15 protein-coding genes are annotated in these 17,758 nt (G+C 54.7%); 5 read left to right on the top strand and 10 right to left on the bottom strand.

Features of this window, described 5'->3' with window-relative positions; translation table 11 throughout:
- Positions 1-2 precede the first annotated feature (2 nt).
- The 3 genes from pgaB to pgaD are packed head-to-tail and all read left to right on the top strand — an operon-like array spanning position 3 to position 3,774.
- Entirely contained in the window at positions 3-2,018 is a 2,016-nt protein-coding gene (pgaB, locus tag ABIB59_RS17430) for a poly-beta-1,6-N-acetyl-D-glucosamine N-deacetylase PgaB (RefSeq protein ID WP_335202133.1), read from the top strand.
- Complete coding sequence (pgaC, locus tag ABIB59_RS17425; protein ID WP_354036322.1) at positions 2,015-3,349, top strand: poly-beta-1,6-N-acetyl-D-glucosamine synthase; 1,335 nt, start codon at positions 2,015-2,017, stop codon at positions 3,347-3,349. Before pgaB ends, pgaC begins: the two co-directional genes overlap by 4 nt.
- A complete protein-coding gene (gene pgaD / locus ABIB59_RS17420) occupies positions 3,346-3,774 on the top strand; it encodes a poly-beta-1,6-N-acetyl-D-glucosamine biosynthesis protein PgaD (RefSeq protein WP_110294899.1) in 429 nt (142 codons plus the stop codon). Before pgaC ends, pgaD begins: the two co-directional genes overlap by 4 nt.
- An 85-nt stretch (positions 3,775-3,859) precedes the next feature.
- Here pgaD and ABIB59_RS17415 read toward each other — a convergent pair whose 3' ends face one another.
- The gene (locus tag ABIB59_RS17415; RefSeq protein WP_039079269.1) at positions 3,860-5,026 is read right to left on the bottom strand and encodes an iron-containing alcohol dehydrogenase; all 1,167 of its coding nucleotides are present in this window, start codon (positions 5,024-5,026) and stop codon (positions 3,860-3,862) included.
- 759 nt (positions 5,027-5,785) lie between these two features.
- On the opposite strand from ABIB59_RS17415, the gene ABIB59_RS17410 reads away from it, so the two are divergent.
- On the top strand, positions 5,786-7,837 hold the full coding sequence (locus ABIB59_RS17410; protein ID WP_335202137.1) for a putative bifunctional diguanylate cyclase/phosphodiesterase: 2,052 nt from the start codon (positions 5,786-5,788) through the stop codon (positions 7,835-7,837).
- A gap of 221 nt (positions 7,838-8,058) precedes the next feature.
- Here the strand turns inward: ABIB59_RS17410 and ABIB59_RS17405 are convergent, their stop codons facing one another.
- From ABIB59_RS17405 to ABIB59_RS17390, 4 genes are all read right to left on the bottom strand, one after another.
- On the bottom strand, positions 8,059-9,309 hold the full coding sequence (locus ABIB59_RS17405) for a flavin-containing monooxygenase (protein WP_165158749.1): 1,251 nt from the start codon (positions 9,307-9,309) through the stop codon (positions 8,059-8,061).
- A 130-nt stretch (positions 9,310-9,439) separates the two neighbouring features.
- Positions 9,440-10,258 (bottom strand): ABC transporter permease, encoded by an 819-nt coding sequence (locus ABIB59_RS17400; RefSeq protein WP_103245651.1) that lies wholly within the window; start codon positions 10,256-10,258, stop codon positions 9,440-9,442.
- Position 10,259: 1 nt separating this feature from the next.
- Entirely contained in the window at positions 10,260-11,114 is an 855-nt protein-coding gene (locus ABIB59_RS17395) for an ABC transporter permease (RefSeq protein WP_039079265.1), read from the bottom strand.
- 63 nt (positions 11,115-11,177) lie between these two features.
- On the bottom strand, positions 11,178-12,209 hold the full coding sequence (locus ABIB59_RS17390; protein WP_079496581.1) for an ABC transporter substrate-binding protein: 1,032 nt from the start codon (positions 12,207-12,209) through the stop codon (positions 11,178-11,180).
- A 342-nt stretch (positions 12,210-12,551) separates the two neighbouring features.
- Here ABIB59_RS17390 and ABIB59_RS17385 point away from each other — a divergent pair, with 342 nt between their 5' ends.
- Positions 12,552-13,514 (top strand): LysR family transcriptional regulator, encoded by a 963-nt coding sequence (locus ABIB59_RS17385; RefSeq protein WP_039079263.1) that lies wholly within the window; start codon positions 12,552-12,554, stop codon positions 13,512-13,514.
- 19 nt (positions 13,515-13,533) lie between these two features.
- Here ABIB59_RS17385 and ABIB59_RS17380 read toward each other — a convergent pair whose 3' ends face one another.
- Genes ABIB59_RS17380 through ABIB59_RS17360 form a run of 5 tightly spaced genes read right to left on the bottom strand, consistent with a single transcriptional unit; the run spans position 13,534 to position 17,682 of the window.
- Positions 13,534-14,463 carry a 2-hydroxyacid dehydrogenase gene (locus ABIB59_RS17380; protein ID WP_071194907.1) on the bottom strand — a complete coding sequence of 310 codons (930 nt, stop codon included), beginning with the start codon at positions 14,461-14,463 and terminating at the stop codon, positions 13,534-13,536.
- Positions 14,460-14,909, bottom strand: a complete 450-nt coding sequence (locus ABIB59_RS17375) for a type II 3-dehydroquinate dehydratase (RefSeq protein ID WP_039079261.1) — start codon at positions 14,907-14,909, stop codon at positions 14,460-14,462. Before ABIB59_RS17375 ends, ABIB59_RS17380 begins: the two co-directional genes overlap by 4 nt.
- 12 nt (positions 14,910-14,921) lie before the next feature.
- Positions 14,922-15,536 (bottom strand): glutathione S-transferase, encoded by a 615-nt coding sequence (locus tag ABIB59_RS17370; protein WP_354036317.1) that lies wholly within the window; start codon positions 15,534-15,536, stop codon positions 14,922-14,924.
- Positions 15,533-16,516 (bottom strand): NAD(P)H-quinone oxidoreductase, encoded by a 984-nt coding sequence (locus ABIB59_RS17365; RefSeq protein WP_354036315.1) that lies wholly within the window; start codon positions 16,514-16,516, stop codon positions 15,533-15,535. Before ABIB59_RS17365 ends, ABIB59_RS17370 begins: the two co-directional genes overlap by 4 nt.
- Before the next feature lie 8 nt (positions 16,517-16,524).
- Entirely contained in the window at positions 16,525-17,682 is a 1,158-nt protein-coding gene (locus tag ABIB59_RS17360; RefSeq protein ID WP_354036313.1) for an ABC transporter ATP-binding protein, read from the bottom strand.
- Between the last annotated feature and the right edge of the window lie 76 nt (positions 17,683-17,758).

Raw genomic sequence — 17,758 nt, 5'->3', positions numbered from 1 at the left:
GCATGTTTAAACACTGGCTACGCATCGTCATTGTGATCGCAGGGTGGATACTGGCAAACGTGTGTGCCAGCGCGCCAGCGCCACGCTACCTTTCCCCCTCAGCGCGGGCGCCACTCTACGCGGAACAGCCCTGGCCAAAAAACAGCTTCCTGGTGCTGGCGTACCACGACGTGGAGGATAACGCCGCGGATCAGCGCTATCTTTCTGTGCGCACCAGTGCGCTTAACGATCAGTTTGCCTGGCTGCATGTTAATGGCTACCACCCGATAAGCGTGCAGCAGGTGCTCGATGCTCACGCCGGCAAGAGTGTCCTGCCGCCGAAAGCAGTACTGCTGACCTTTGATGACGGTTACAGCAGCTTTATCAAACGTGTTTTACCGCTGCTCAAATCCTATAAATGGCATGCCTTATGGGCACCTGTCGGCATTTGGGTAGATGCGCCAGCCAATGTTCCGATTGATTTTGGCGGGCTAAAGACGCCACGCGATAAATTTGCGACCTGGCAAATGGTACGCGAAGCCAGCCAGTCGTCGCTGGTGGAGATTGGCGCACACACCTGGGCTTCGCACTATGGGCAACAAGCGAATCCGCAGGGCAGCCGCGAGCCTGCCGCGGCAAATCGCGGATTCAATGACGCCACCGGGCAGTACGAAACGGATAGCCAGTTTGAGCAACGCATGAGCGCTGACCTTGTGCATATCAGCCGGAAAATTACCGAGGTGACGGGACATTCACCGCGCGCGTGGGTCTGGCCGTATGGTGCGGCGAGTGGCACCACGTTGAGGCTGGCGAAGCAGCAGGGTTATCAGATGGCTTTTACCCTCAATCAGGGCCTGGCCAATGCGGCAAAACTGGACGACATACCCCGTATGCTTATCACTGGTAATCCGTCGCTTCGTGAGTTTGCCGACCAGGTCGCGCAGGTCAGAGAGCCTGAGTCTATGAGGGTTATGCACATCGACCTGGATTATGTGTATGACAAAAACCCCGCGCAGCAGCGTAAAAATATCGATGCGCTCATTCAGCGCGTCTTTGATATGCATATCACGCACGTATTTTTGCAGGCCTATGCCGACCCGAAAGGGGATGGCAATGTGCAGGCGCTCTATTTCCCGAACCGCTGGCTGCCGATGCGCGCCGATTTATTCAACTTTGTCGCATGGCAACTCCAGACCCGCGCGGCTGTGAGTGTCTATGCCTGGATGCCGGTGCTGGCTTTCAATCTTGATGCCTCTGTTCCACGTGTGATGGCATGGTCGCCGGGCGCCGGGCGTACAGCGCCTGACAGCAGGCACTATGCGCGGCTTTCACCCTGGAGCCCCGTGGCCCGTAAGCGGATCAACGATATCTACGAAGATTTGGCTCGCCATGCCAGCTTTCAGGGCATTTTGTTCCACGATGATGCGTTTCTGACGGACTATGAAGATGCCTCTCCGGCAGCGCTGGACGCGTATCGCGCAGCCGGGTTTCCTCACGACATTGCGCAAATTCGTGCCAATCCCCAGCTACTTGAGCGCTGGACGCGCTTTAAAAGCCGGGCGCTGATTGATTTCACCGAACAACTCACGCAAACCGTTCGATCCATACGCGGCCCGCAGGTGAAAACGGCGCGCAATATCTACGCGATGCCGGTGCTGGAGCCAAAGAGCGAAACCTGGTTTGCCCAAAATTTGAATGATTTCCTTGGCACCTATGACTGGACGGCACCGATGGCGATGCCGTTGATGGAAGATATTTCGCCGAAAGACGCGAACGACTGGCTGGACAGGCTGGTCGGGCGCGTGGCCCGTTACCCTGGCGCAATGGAGAAAACGGTCTTTGAGTTGCAGGCGCGTAACTGGCGCAAAGGGGCAGGGCAGGACGGCATCAGTGATGAAATGCTTATCGGGTGGATGCAACAACTTCGGTTGAGCGGCGCCAAAAACTACGGCTATTACCCGGATGACTTCATCAACGATCAACCCCGGATGGCGGAGATACGCCCCGCTTTCTCATCATACTGGTATCCACAAAAATGACCGATCGCATCATCGCATTCCTGATCCTTTGCCTGATGTTCAGTTTTCCGCTCGGTGTGGCGGTGGTCTTTACGGGTGAAGTGATTCTGGATTTCGTCTTTTTCTGGCCGCTGTTTATGTCTGCGCTTTGGATGAGCGGTGGCCTCTATTTCTGGTTTCATCGTGAGCGTTACTGGCCATGGGGGGAAGGGTCACCTGCGCCAACGCTTGCGGGAAATCCGCTGATTTCCATCCTTATACCGTGCTTTAACGAAGGGCTGAATGCGCGGGAAACCATCGAAGCCGCCCTGGCCCAGCGTTACGACAATATCGAAGTCATTGCCATTAACGATGGTTCGAAAGACAACACGGGGGCTGTGCTGGATCAATTGGCCGAAGAGTATTCACGGCTGCGGGTCATCCATCTGGCGGAAAACCAGGGCAAAGCGGTAGCGCTTGCGGCCGGAGCCGCCGCAGCACGCAGTGATTTTCTGGTCTGCATTGATGGCGACGCCTTGCTGGATAAAGATGCGGCGGCATATATGGTCGCGCCGTTGTTAAATCATCCGCGCGTGGGGGCGGTGACCGGTAACCCGCGTATTCGCACGCGATCAACGCTTATCGGGCGGGTGCAGGTCGGTGAGTTTTCATCAATCATCGGGTTGATCAAGCGAACCCAACGTGTCTATGGGCAGGTTTTTACTGTTTCCGGCGTCATTGCCGCGTTTCGTCGTCGGGCGCTGGCTGAGGTGGGCTACTGGAGCCCGGATATGATCACCGAAGACATTGATATCAGTTGGAAGTTGCAACTGCGCCACTGGTCCATCTTTTTTGAACCCCGTGCGCTGTGTTGGATCCTGATGCCTGAGACGTTAAAAGGGCTCTGGAAGCAGCGTCTGCGCTGGGCACAGGGCGGTGCCGAAGTCTTTATTGTCAATATGCGTCGCCTGTGGGGCTGGGAATATCGACGCATGTGGCCGTTGTTTATTGAGTTTTGTATGTCCAGCGTGTGGGCATTTGCCTATGCGATGACGATTGTGCTGTTTCTCATCGGGCTTGTCATCCCTATGCCTGATTCACTGCATGTTCAGCATCTCTTTCCACCCGCATTTACTGGCCTGATGCTTGGCGTCGTTTGCCTGCTGCAATTCGCGGTCAGCCTGTTTATTGAACGGCGCTATGAAAAAGGCATTGCGGCGTCGTTGTTCTGGGTTATCTGGTTTCCGGTGGTGTACTGGATGTTGAGCCTGTTCACAACCCTGGTGGCTTTCCCGAAAGTGATGCTGCGGCGCAAACGCAGCAGAGCGCGTTGGGTCAGCCCCGACCGCGGTATCGGGAGAATTAAACCATGATCGAACCGTTAATTTTTACTGAACAGCGTCTGTTTCCGCGCATGCTTGATGTGTTTTTAACGCTTGTTGCCTGGCTGGGATTTTGCTGGCTGATCTATAGCGGGCTGGTGGTGGCGATAAAACACGATCCCTTTATGGGCGTCCGGCCGTTTTATACCACGCTCAGCACCCTGAGCGTCTATCTGCTGGTGGCCTGTATGATCGGTCTGACACTTATCGGCTGGGCTAAATATAACCAGCTACGTTTTCGCGTTGAGCGTCGTCGGCGTCGCCCCGGCCTTGAAGAGCATGAAGTGGCGGCAAGCTTTAATATCACACCTGAACTCGCGCAGGCGATGAGTCGGGCTCAGGTATTTACCCTTGCCCATTATGACACCGGTGCGATTGACCGTGTATGGATGGCAAAAATGCTGGCAGAAAACTAGGGCAGTCTTGTCGGGAGAATAGATCCACGCCGAAGCGTGGATCTTTCTCAGTGGCCGGTGCCGTTATACGCTAAACGGCGCTAAGTCAGAGCGCGCCTTCGCCTTCGTAAGCCTGACGATAAAGCTCGATGACCTGCTCTTTCGTCGCTTTTCGTGGGTTGGTTAACTGGCAAACATCTTTTTTGGCGTTCTCCGCCATAATGGCGAAGTCTTCCGGTTTAACCCCCAGGCTTTTCAGATCGGCAGGAATACCGACCTGTTTGCTCAGGCGACGAATGGCGGCAATCGCCCTCACGGCGGCTTCATCGGTCGACAGACCGGCGACTTTCTCACCCATAGCTTCGGCGATATCACGGAAGCGATTAAGGTTGCCGATAAGGTTAAATGATTCAACATAGGGCAGAAGAATCGCGTTACACACGCCGTGAGGAAGGTTATAGAAGCCGCCTAACTGGTGCGCCATCGCATGAACATAGCCCAGTGACGCGTTGTTAAATGCAATCCCGGCGAGGTACTGGGCATAGGCCATATTGTCCCTTGCCTTCATATATTCACCGTTGGCTACCGCTTTGGGCAGGTATTGCGTGATCATTTTAATGGCTTGCAATGCGGCGGCATCGGTTAACGGATTCGCCATTGTCGACACATAGGCTTCGATAGCATGCGTCAGCGCATCCATACCGGTTGCAGCGGTGAGGGAAGGGGGCATGCCAACCATTAATTCCGGGTCGTTGATGGAAATTTGCGGGGTGACGCGCCAGTCGACAATCGCCATTTTCACCTTGCGTTCCGTATCCGTAATAATACAGAAGCGGGTAATTTCAGAGGCGGTACCAGCCGTGGTATTAATCGCCATCAGCGGGATCATATCGTTGCTGGATTTATCCACCCCTTCGTAATCGCGAATATTCCCGCCGTTTGCCGCAACCAGGCCAATACCTTTGGCGCAGTCATGGGAGGAGCCGCCACCGAGTGAAACAATCCCATTACAGCCATGTTCACGATAGCATTCGATGCCGGCCGCGACGTTTTTATCCGTGGGGTTTGGCTCTGCGCCGCCAAAAATATGTACATCGATACCGGCTTCTTGATAAATCTTCGCAACATTATCAGCCATGCCGCTTTTTGCCAGAAATGCATCCGTGACGATAAGGATTTTTTTCACATTTAACGTTTTTGCCAACGTACCGGCTTCCTGAACACTACCTTCACCAAATACATTGCGTGTTGGTAGAAAATAATATGTCGACATTGATCATCCCCTGTTCATAAATGTGATTGTTAGAGTGTCCATGACTGCTTTTAAACTCCTGGCAACGTATTCCTGCCGCAGAATAACGATACTCTGCTGATGCGAATAAAAGCGCTGACTGAACATGCGCAGGCAATGTTAAGGAAAAGCTGACAGGGAACAGTGAACAACCTCACAAAACACAGGGGTTTTTAACAATAAACATCAAATTTATTTACAGGGAGGGTTTCTAATTATCACTTTATGTTATTAACTTGTTGTAAAAGAACGGGTGAAAATGGCGGGTAGTGGGGCATTTTCTCTTTGTGATCAGAAAGCTTGCAGCTTTTGTTTAACATTGCAGAGAAAAGTTAAACGGGGCGACAAGGCGGTCGGTGTGTCGGGGTGGTGATGCGAAGGTGAGCGTTACACACGCTTCGCTGGCTGCTTTAGTCTGCTGAGCGGATCTTTCGGGTGCTGAATAAAGTGCGCATGGTTGCGTTTAAGCCAGCGTGAAGACGTTTGTTTTAATCGCAAAGCAGTGAAAGGCGCTAATTAAAGCAAATGGCCGCTCTGAAAGAGGAAAGGCATTTCCAAAAAACGCCAAAGAATACATGATGTATACATTGAACGAGATAAATCGATTCTGTTATTTTTCTGCGTTATAAACCTGTTCGCTACCGATTTCCATATTGAGCTTGCTTATTATGGCGTGGGGTTGAAACAGTGATTACGCACTGAGGGAAAATCACCGTTTTTATTGATCGTGGCGGGGGTAATATGAATAAAACTCACTGGGATGAAAGTGGCTTATTTCAGGCAATCCTCGACAAATGTCCCGTCGGAATAGCGGTAATTGATTATGACGGACATTATCTGACTGTTAATCCCGCTTATTGCGATATCTATGGCTATACGCAGCAAGAGATGTTGCATCACTCCTTCACCATGATTTTTCCAGCCGCAGATAAACAGGCTGTTCTGCAACGTCATTATCAATTTATCAAAGAAGGCACCCGCCTTGGCGGAGAGTGGCCTGTCCTGCATCATGATGGTTCGCAAATGACGGTCTTTTCGGAGTCCGTGACCTTTTATCCAGCCCAGGGACTACCGGCCAGGCTGGTCTACGTTCAGAACATCACCGAACGCAAAAAGGCGCAGGAGCAAATGAAAATTGCGGCAGCCGTGTTTGATGCGAGCCAGGAAGCCATTGTCGTGACTGACTGCGACAATAATATTATTAGTATTAACCCGGCTTTCACCATCCTGACGGGATGGTCTTTGGAGGAGGTGAAGGGGCACAATCCTCGGGAATTTAAGTCGGGCCGCCATCCACGTTCTTTTTATACCGAGATGTGGCAGGCATTAAACGACAGCGGACAGTGGATGGGGGAGGTCTGGGACCGGCATAAAGACGGCACTGAATTTCTCAAAGAGCTGAGCATTTCGGTGATAAAAGATCCTGCGGGCAATGTGATTAATTACGTTGGCATGTTTTCCGACATTACCCTACGTAAAAAACAGGAAGAACTCATCTGGCAACAAGCAAATTATGATGCGGTCACCGGTTTGCCCAACCGTCATTTGTTTCAAAGCAAGCTTGAACAGGCGGCCCGCCACGCCTCGCGCACCCACCGTATCATGGCGCTGATGCTCATCGACCTCGATCAATTTAAATCGGTTAATGACAGTATGGGGCACCGGGCGGGTGATGAATTATTAGGCCGCGTGGCTATGCGCTTACTTGAATGTGCCAGTAACGCCGAATGTATCGCGCGCCTGGGTGGCGACGAATTTGCTATCATTATCCCGGACATTAACGATCCGGCTGAATGTACGGATATTGCCCGCAAGATTCTCCGTAAACTGGAAATTCCATTTACGATTAACGGCGAGACCATGTTTGTCTCGGCCAGTATTGGCATTTCTCTTTATCCCACTGATACCGAAAACCTCGAAGATTTATTCAAGAACGCCGACCAGGCGATGTATGCGGTTAAAAACGCGGGGCGAAAGAATTTCCGCTACTACTCCCGCGCCCTGCATGATGCGATTCATGCGCGTCTGCGGATGATGAGAAATTTAAGAAAGGCGCTCGAAGAGAGCCAGTTTGTGGTCTATTACCAGCCGATTGTCTCGCTCACCACGGGGCAGATTACCCGAATGGAAGCACTGGTTCGTTGGCTCCACCCGGTACAGGGGATTATTAGCCCGGATACCTTTATTCCGCTGGCCGAAGATACCGGTCTTATCGTCCCCATGGGCAACTGGATCGCAAAACAGGCTATTACACAACTGGCTTACTGGCGGCAAAAATATGACCCTCAACTCAAAATGGCTATTAATCTGTCACCAATACAGTTACGCAGCCAGGAGTTTGAAGATATCCCCTGGATTCGGGATCTACAAAATCATAACCTTATGGGTGATGCGGTCACCATTGAAATCACCGAAGGGTTGCTGCTTAATTCGGAAACACGCGTCAACCACAATTTAAAAATGATGCATCAGATTGGTATTCAGATTGCCATCGACGATTTCGGCACCGGCTATTCATCACTGGCCTATCTGAGAAAATTTAATATTGATTTTCTCAAAATTGATCGCTCCTTCGTGGAAGATTTACAAGGGGTGGGGTTTGAACTTTGTACGGCCATTATTGCGATGGCGCACAGTCTGGGGCTCGGCGTGATTGCGGAAGGCGTTGAAACAGAGGAGCAGAAAAAATTGCTGATGGAACTGGGGTGCGACGCTATGCAGGGGTATCTGTGTTCGAAACCCTTGCCCGCCGATGAGATCGAAAAGCTACTGGCGCCGTCTAATGTCCGATAACGCTTCTGTTTCATAAGGGGCCGCATTACGCTCACCACCCGCAATGTGAGGAACCCCCACAAAAATGCGAGCACGAACGGTCCCCTCTTCCTTGAGGAAGAGGGCCAGGGTGAGGGGAAAAATGCGGCTCTGATGGTCATTCCGTTCACCTTATGTTCCTTGCTTTTCTGTCGCAAAAGTCTATGTATCACGGCTGATGAACAGCCGCGATACCCTGATCATTATGATTTAACGTAGTCGCTGTAGGCGTTTTGCAAAACAATATGATCGGCAATATATTTCGCGTCATGCCAGACGCCGTAAATAAACGAAGAGGCGCGGTTGACCAGATTCGGCAGGCCAAGGAAATAAATGCCACGTTCTGCTGAAATACCGCGTTTATGGAACGGAAGGCCTTTTTCATCGAAGGCATCCACCTGTAGCCAGCCGAAATCAAATTTAAATCCCGTCGCCCAGATAATGGTGGTAATACCGGCAGCGGCAATATCTAATTGCGCCAGCGGGTTGAGCAGGCATTCCGGGTCCGGCAGTAAGGTCCACGCCTGCGGCTCCGGTGGCAGATCCAGCCCGTTGCGTTCGATATAAGCGTCCGCATCGCGCAGTACATCAAAATAGGCGTTATCGCCCGCAGCGATATTCTCCGCCAGCCCCTCGGCAAAGCGCAGCACACCGTTATCCCAGCTTTGGGTGATGCCCACCAGCGTAATACCGGTATGCGCCAGGCGTCGGAAATCGACGGTTTTGCCCCCTTCATAACCGCTCACGGCAAAGGCAACATGCTCTTTCTTCGGCTTTATTTTCACTTCATCCCACAGACCCAGCGCGCCCAGCCACCAGCAGTAATCACGGTCGCGATAACTGCGCGGTGGACGATAATGTTCACCGACTGACAGATAAACGTCACGCCCTGACTGGCGCAGCTCTTCGGCAATTTGCGTACCGGACGCGCCTGCTCCAACAACCAGTACGCCGCCTGCGGGCAGTTGCTGCGGATTTTTGTAAACCGAGGAGTGGATCTGATGCACCCCGGCGCTTTGCGGGACGATCTGCGGAAACGACGGTTTTTGAAACGGGCCGGTGGCGGCGACCACATTGGCGGCTTCAAATTCTCCGGCAGAGGTCACCACGTTGAATCCGCTGCGTCCTGCCAGGCGAGTCACCTGATGCACGTCAACGCCCGTGCGCACCGGGGCATTAATCATCCTCGCATAGTCTTCAAAATACTGTGCCATGCGCTCTTTGGGTGGGAAAGCTTCCTGGGAGATATTGTCGAATTGCAGCGACGGAAAGCGGTCGTGCCACGCAGGCCCGTTCGCCACCAGCGAATCCCAGCGTTCAGAGCGCCAGCGCTCAGCAATACGGCTGCGCTCCAGCACGACATGGGGCACGCCCATTAATGTCAGATGCTCGCTCATGGCAATACCGGCCTGACCTGCACCGACAATCACAGTATTGATTTTTTCTGTTGGCATAGTGAATCCCTAAATATAAGCGACCCTCGATATTTTTATCGCTACGCGGCATCGGGGCGGTATGAATGATAATCAGGCATTTTTAAATGCAGCGCGGCGCAATAGCCCGCGTGCATTTCTTCACGGTTTATTAATGTCTGGCTTCAACATTTAATATTTTCCCCAGACCTAAAAACCTATTGGCGATAATTAACATCGTGGCGGTGACGGCAATATAGATAACCGACAGGGCAGCGAGTGTTGGATCGGCAAATTCACGCACATAGTTGTACATCGCCACCGGAAGGGTCTGCGTTGCCTGGGTCGTAATAAACAACGATGCGGTAAATTCGTTAAAGGAGAGGATCGCAGCAAACAGCCAGCCGCCAAACAGTCCCGGTAAAATCAGCGGTACGGTGATGGTCCATACCACGCGCAGCGGCGACGCCCCCAAACTTGCCGCCGCCAGTTCAATGCGCTGCTCCAGGTTTTTTAACGACACATACACACTGCGCAACACAAACGGCAGTACCAGGACGATGTGGCAGAAAATCACCAGTGGGTAACCGCGCCCGAGGTTGAGTTGCGACACCAGCATCAACAGCCCCAGGCCAATGGTGAAGTGGGGGATAAAGAGCGGTGACAGCAAAATGCCTTCCAGCACCTGCTTGCACGCAAAGGAATAGCGTTCAATGGCAATCGCCAGCGTGGCGCCGATGATCACCGCCAGCGACGATGCCCATGCGGTGACTATCAGCCCGGAGTAAAAACCGTGGCGGAAATCGTCATAACTCACCGCCCGCTCGAACCAGCGCAGCGACCAGCCTTTTGGCGGGAAAAACAACACGGCAGTGCTGCTGAACGAGGAGATAAACACCACGATGGTCGGCAGCATGACAAAAACCAGAATAGCGGCGACCAGCAGGCGGCCTGCCAGCACTGTCAGTTTGTCGTTAAGTGAACGGGTCATATCAGTGTTCTCCCATCGCGTGCAGGAACCGGGTCATGCGTTTTAGCGCCATCAGCAACAGGATGGTCAGGATTAGACCGGCGATGCTCAGCGCGGCAGCAAACGGAAAGTTCATCGAGGAGAACCCCAGTTGATAGACCATTGTGGCGACGGTGCTGACGCGTCCCCCGCCAATCAGTTGCGGTGTGGCAAAGGCGCTAAACGTCCAGGCAAACGCGGTAGTCAGGCTGGCGACGATGCCGGGGATGGACAGGGGGATCGTTACGGTCAGCAGGGCGCGGATTGGCCCCGCGCCAAGGCTGGTGGCGGCTTTCTCATAATCAGGATTGATGTGCGATAGCGCGGTTGCCAGCATCAGCACCATGATCGGCATGGTGACGTGCACCAACGCCAGAACCACGCCCGTTTGCGTAAACATAAACTGAATGGGTGTGGAGATAACACCCAGTGCCAGCAGCAGGCTATTGAGGAAGCCGCTGTTACCCAGGACGATAATCCATGAGTAGGTGCGCACCACTTCGCCGAGAAACAACGGCGTGATCGCAATAATCAGAATCGTGGATTTGACCCAGATTGTGCGGGTGCGCACCAGGGCAAACGCCAGCGGATAACTCATCAACAGGCCAAAAAAAGCGGTTTTGGCGCTCAGCATAACCGTGTTGATAAACGCATCGGCATAGACGCTTTTGAACAGACCGCTAAAGTTTGCCAGCGTAAATCCGCCCACGTCGAGCGAACCGGGGATATAAGCGCGCACGCTGAACTGCATCACCGCCAACATCGCGATAACCAGCCCGACGGCGGTCAGCGTCGCGGGAATAATGAACCAGGGTAAAAATGTCGGTTTTCTCGTCATAACGTGCTGCCTGAGTAATGTGCTGCCGGTAGAACCTGGGCGACGTGTTCGTCGCCCGGCAAATCAATGAGACATGATGTTTTCAGAGAACCACTGACGCCACTGCGCGGTTTTCTCCGCACGCAGTTGCGGATCGGTATTGATGGTGGCATTCCACTGGGCGGGGGTGGTCAGCATACCCGGCAGTTTTGCCAGTTCAGGATCGATATGGGCGTTGGTTACCGTTGGGCTACCGTGATAAATCTTCGCCACCTGCTCCTGTATTTCGGGCTGTAAGGCAATATTGATAAACTTATAAGCGAGTTCGCTGTGTCGGGTGCCTTTGTTGATCCCGATAGTATCAACGCCCAAAATCGCACCTTCTTTTGGCATTGCCAGTTTGACGTCCACCCCTTCGGCCATCATGTTGTAGGCGTTCATCGAGAGCATCACCTGTACCGGTGTTTCGCCAGTGGAGATCAACTGCTGACTGTTGGCATCATCGGTATAGAAGGATTTGATATTCGGGATCAACGCCTTGAGCTTCGCCTGGCCTTGTTCCCAGTGCGCTGCGTCGCTGCCGGAGAGTTTGGCGGCCACTGCAATGATGTGGCTCGGATCCCAGTCAGGCAGCGCCAGCGTGCCCTTGAGCTCAGGTTTCCACAGATCGTTCCAGCTCTCGAAGGTTTCGCCTTTGGGGACTAAATCCGGACGGTAGCCGATGGTGTAAACGTAACCCCAGACGCCGAGGTGATAGGGGCTGACTTTGGCCTGTTGGACAAGGTTCGCAGCGTTGGGGATTTTGCTCATATCGAGTTTTTCAAACAGGCCGGAATTGGCATACAGATAGCCCACGTGCGCAGTCGTAAAGGTCACGTCAGTTTCCGGTGACCCGCCGGCCAGTTTGGCTTTATTAAGGCGATCGATGGTGCCGCCGGTAACAAACTGCACTTCCACGCCGGTCTCTTTGGTAAAGGCTTTCGCGATGGTTTCATCGATCAAATCTTTGAAGCCGCCGCCCCAGGTGCTGACAATCAGTTTGTCCGCGGCCATCGCATTTCCTGCGCTTAGCACACATGTGGTCAACAACGTTAAGGCACGAATTTTACGCAACATATTCTTATCCCCATCTATGAAATGGCTGTTGTGGCAGTCTGAAACCCGGCGCGCCAGAACGGTGCAAACGGGGTTCCCTAGTGTGAAGGCGATAATGACGTGGTGAACGGATGGCGTAAAACAGCCTTTTCCTCGCCGTTGCATCGGAATTTCTGAGGCTAAAAAACGGGCTGCTTTGCAACGGATTTTCTTAACCAGTGATAAGGATGAAGAGAGGGAAGCCACAACAAAACCAGGGGATTATGCTGTTATTTTTCATTTGGCATGATAACTGCATAAAAATTAGCACTATTAGAATGACTGGCGCGACATGATCGCGTCGGCGATCTCAGGAGAACCTGCATGCTCAGTCGCATTACCCAGCGTCAGTTGGAATATTTTGTCGCCTCCGGGGAGGCGGGCAGCATCATTGGCGCCTCAGAACGTATCCACGTTTCATCACCGTCGATCTCTGCTGCCATCACCCATATCGAATCTGAACTGGGCGTACAGCTCTTTGTGCGCCATCATGCGCAGGGCGTTTCGCTGACTGCCATCGGTCATCAGGTTCTGAAAGAGGCAAAGCTCATTCTGGAGCAGATGATGAATCTTTATACTATCGCCTCGGAGTCCATGAACAATGTGCGCGGCCCGCTGCGGGTAGGCTGCCTGGATACGCTGGCACCGATGCTGACGCCTGAACTGGTATTCGGCTTTGGACGCGCCTTTCCCGGCGTGCGCATTACGCTTGTCGAAGGCAACCATGAACAGTTGCTCAAACAGTTGCGCACCGCCGATATCGACATCGCGCTGACTTACGATTTAGTCCCCGCCAGCGATATTGACTTCACCGCACTGGCCCAATTGCCGCCCTATGTGATGGTGGGGGAACATCATCCGTTTGCGACCCACTCAGCGGTGACCATTGAGGATCTGGCGACCATGCCGATGGTCTTGCTGGATATGCCGTGGAGCCGCGAATATTTCCTGGGGCTGTTCAGCGAAGCGGGCGTTACGCCCAACGTGGTGATGCGCTCCAGCAATATGGAAGTGGTGCGCTCGATGGTGGCAAATGGCGTGGGATTTGGTATCGCCAACGTGCGGCCAAAAGCGCATTTATCCCAGGATGGCAAACGTCTGATTCGCGTGCGACTGGCAGGGGCGAACAGGCCGATGCAACTGGGTTACGCGACCGCAGCCCACACCCAGCACTCAATGGTGGTTAACGCTTTTGCTGAGCGCTGCCGCATTTTTATCTCCGATCAGTATATTCCCGGCATGGCGGCGCCGAGCTATTTCGATCCGCAGGTGGTACGGGTGGCGTGACACCGGGCGTGGCGACAACTTAGTAGCCACGCGCCGGGAAGACCTGGCCGGTCACCGGCTCGCCGCGTGCGGCGCGCTGGATGTTGTCCGCCACCTGTTGTGCGGCGCTGGCCGGTATGGCTACCGAGGCCAGATGGGGCGTGATGAGCACGTTGTCCATGCGCCATAACGGATCGCCCGGCGGCAGCGGCTCACGCTCAAACACATCCAGCGTGGCCTGTGCAATCTGTCCTGAGCGCAATGCCGCTGTCAGTGCTGCCTGGTCGACAATCGCACCGCGCGACACATTGATAAAGGCGGCGCCACAGGGGAGGCGAGAGAGCCGGTCTGCGCTGAGCAGGCCCGCCGTCTGTGGCGTAAGAGGCAGCATCACCACCAGAATGTCGCTCTGGCTGAGAAAATCATTCAGCGAGGCCAGTCCGCTGCGACAGTGAATACCGTCGATGGCTTTAGGTGTCCGCGACCAGCCGCGCACGTCGAACCCCTGGCGTGCCAGTTCCCGTGCCGTATACGCGCCCAGTTCCCCCAATCCCAACACCCCAACGCGAATACCAGAAGGGCTACGCGGGTGGAGGTAATGCCAGCGCTGTTCACGCTGCGCGCGCTCGAATGCCGGGATATCACGCGCGTAACGCAATACCGCAAAAAGCACGTAGCCTGCCATCATGCGCGCCATATCAGGATCGGAGAGACGAACAATCGGAACCGGCGGCAGATCGTCGCGCCCCACCAGTGAATCGACCCCCGCGCCGAGATTGACCAGTAACTTAAGATGGCGGTAGGGCGCAAAGAACCCGTGTGGCGGCTTCCATGCCAGCGCATAGTGCACCTCATCGGGGTTTTGCACTGTTTCGGCGCGGCAAATCGTCACGCCGGGCAAACGTGGCGCAAGAAGGGCCGACCATTCTTCGAAACTATCGAATTCGCTGTAAAACACTAAGGTGCTCATGCGCTGTGTGTCCCCATCAGATTGACCACCGCATCAATGGCCAGCTCGTAGCCCACCGCGCCCAGTCCGGCAATCACACCGGTTGCCGCTTTGGAGACCAGCGAGTGATGGCGAAATGGCTCACGCTTCCAGATGTTGCTCATGTGCGTTTCAATGATCGGGCCATCAAACATCAGCAATGCATCCAGAATGGGGACGGAACTGTAGGTCAACCCCGCGGCGTTGATAATTAACCCTGCGGCGTGCTGACGTGCCTCCTGGATCCAGTCAACCAGCACGCCTTCGTGGTTGCTCTGGCGAAAATGCAAAACCACGCCGTGTGTCCCGGCGCGGCGCTGGCAGCGTTCGCCAAGACTGGCAAAGCTTTCGCTGCCATACGTGCCGTTTTTATCCAGGCCATATAAGTTGGCGTTCGGCCCATTAAGAAAATAGATCTGCTGTGACATGCACACTCCTGATTAAACGTGCGGATGGGTAGCGGTCATCGCCGGATGCGCATCAAAGAGGGCGAACCATGCGGCGGTAAGCGGGTGGCTGGCACGCCAGTTGAGTTCGGCAAAGCGAAAGTCGAGATAACCGAGCGCACAGCCGATGGCAATAAGGCCGATATCGTCGGGTTGATCGCGAAAACTGCTGACCTGGTGTTCAATCTCTGCCAGTGCGGCGGTGACTTTTTTCAATTGGGCGTCGGCCCAGCCCTGCCACTGCTTTTCAGGCGGGCGCGCGGTGAACTCGTAGCGCGCCAGTAATGCGGCATCGATAATGCCGTCGCCCAGCGCCTGGCGTGCCAGACTTTTCCAGCGTGCCTCGGCGTTTTCCGGGTATAAATGGCCCTGCGCACGCGCGTTGAGGTATTCACAAATGACCCGGCTGTCATAGAGACAGAGCCCGTCTTCGGTACGCAGCGCCGGGACTTTTGCCAGGGGGTTAAAGAGGGCGATACGTTCGTCGCGCACCACAGGGTGCGCGGCGGAATCCAGCCGTTCTATCTCCTCAGCAAGCCCCAGTACGGTTGCACATACCATCACTTTGCGAACATAGGCGGAGGTGGTGGCAAAAAAGAGTTGCATCATGACGCCACCTGCAGCAGCACTTTACCAATGTTGGCGTTGGCTTCCAGAATGCGATGGGCCTCTGCGGCCTGGGCTAAAGGCAGGGTTTGATAAATGCGCGGCGCGATTTTCCCGGCGGCGATCAGTGGCAGCAGATGTTTACTGATGCCCTGCGCCAGGCGTGTTTTCTCGGCCAGGCTTTTGGGGCGCAGGGTGGAAGAGGTGAGGCTCAGCCCTTTGCGCATCACCTGTTGCAGGTCCAGTTCAATCTTTGCCCCCTGCATAAATGAGAGACTGACGTGGCGCCCGCCTGGCGCTAACACGCTGAGATTGCGTGCCACGTACTCACCCCCCACGTTATCCAGCACCACATCCACACCACGCTCCCCGGTTGCCGCCAGAATGACGCCGACGAAATCCTCGCCGTGGCGGTCAATGGCGCGCCATACTCCGAGTTGTTGCAGTGCGGCAATTTTTTCCGCGCCGCCTGCGGTTGCTACCACGCGTGCGCCGCACGCCTGTGCACACTGAATAGCAAATGTTCCTACGCCGCTGGCTGCCCCGTGAATCAGCACGGTTTCCCCCGGCTGCAAGCGGCCCAGTTCAAACAGGTTATGCCACACGGTAAAGGCCGCTTCCGGCACGCCTGCTGCCTGCGGGAGAGGCAGATTTTCGGGAACGGATAAACAGAGTTCGGCACGTGCCACACAATAATCCGCATACCCGCCGCCGTTGAGCAAGGCCATGACCGGGGTGCCTGGCGCGGGGGCGTCAACGCCTGCACCCAGCGCGACGACGGTGCCTGAAACCTCCAGCCCCAGCACATCGGTGACACCCGGCGGCAGCGGCAGGCCGTTGCGTTGCAGAATATCGGGGCGATTGACCCCGGCACTGGCAACGCGAATCAGCACTTCTCCAGCGCCCGGTTGCGGCACCGGGCGCTGCACCTGTTCTAAGACCTCCGGACCACCTGGTCGGCCCGCAATTATGGCATTCATCATTTCAGGTATCATGCGCGTTTATCCTGGCCTGCCGCGCTAAATGCGCAGACACCTTCATCATCAACGTTAATACCCACCAGGCTACCGACGGGCCAGCGTGTCAGCGCATGAAGACCGGACTGGCGTGCAAAGAGCGTGGCGCTACCCAGCGCAGGCACATCGAGATGCACATCGACATGATCGCCCTGAAAGACATGGGCAATCACCGTGGCGCTGAGCAGTGACTGCGGGCCCAGGGCGGCCAGTTGAATATTTTCCGGGCGAACAAAGACATCCAGGCGTTCGCCAATCGTGGCATGTACGCGATCCGCTGGCAGGCGAAGCACACTGCCGCCCAGTTCCAGCATCGCCGCGCCATCGCGACCGGTGTAGCGACCCGGCAGAATGTTCACATCACCCACAAACCCTGCAACAAAGGGATCCTGCGGACGACGATAGATCTCATCCGGCGTGCCTATCTGGCGAACATGCCCCGCCGACATCACCACCACGCGATCGCTCATGCTCAGCGCTTCGCCCTGATCGTGCGTCACGAAGACCGTGGTGACGCCAAGCTTGCGCTGAATGGCTTTCAACTCAACCTGCATCGACAGGCGCAGGTTTTTATCCAGCGCGGAGAAAGGTTCATCAAGCAACAGGACTTTGGGGCGGATCACCAGCGCACGCGCCAGCGCCACACGCTGCTGCTGTCCACCCGAAAGCTCGCGTGGTTTGCGATGGCCGTAACCGGCAAGTTTTACCAGCGCCAGTGCCTGTTCAACACGTTCAGCGATTTCGGCTTTGGGCACACCGCGCATGCGCAGACCATAACCCACGTTCTTTTCGACCGTCATATGCGGGAACAGGGCGTAGTTCTGAAACACAATGCCGATTTCACGCTGCCAGGGCGGGGTATCTGTAACCAGATCACCATCAATGAAAATTTCGCCGCCATCCGCCCCGGCGAAACCCGCCATCAGATTCAGCAGCGTGGTTTTGCCGCAGCCGGACGGGCCAAGCAGCGTGATAAATTCCCCTTCTTCAATCATCAGGGAAATTTTGTGTAAGGCGATGGCGTCGCCAAAGCGTTTGAGTACGCCATCGAGCCGTACGGCAACGTGCCTGTTGCTCATGTCGGGTTGCAGCGTTGCATGCTGCGGGAACGGGGTGACTTCTGCACTGACCATGTAATCTCCAGAAAGGGGCTATCAAATGCCTGAAACCAGCATACGGCTTAAACGCTGAAGACGCGGTTAGTGGTTC

This window comes from Citrobacter sp. UYEF32 (assembly GCF_040546205.1).
Taxonomy (GTDB): Bacteria; Pseudomonadota; Gammaproteobacteria; order Enterobacterales; family Enterobacteriaceae; genus Phytobacter; species Phytobacter diazotrophicus.
Note: the sequence above shows the minus strand (reverse complement) of the source record. Positions and strands in the feature narration are given on the sequence as shown.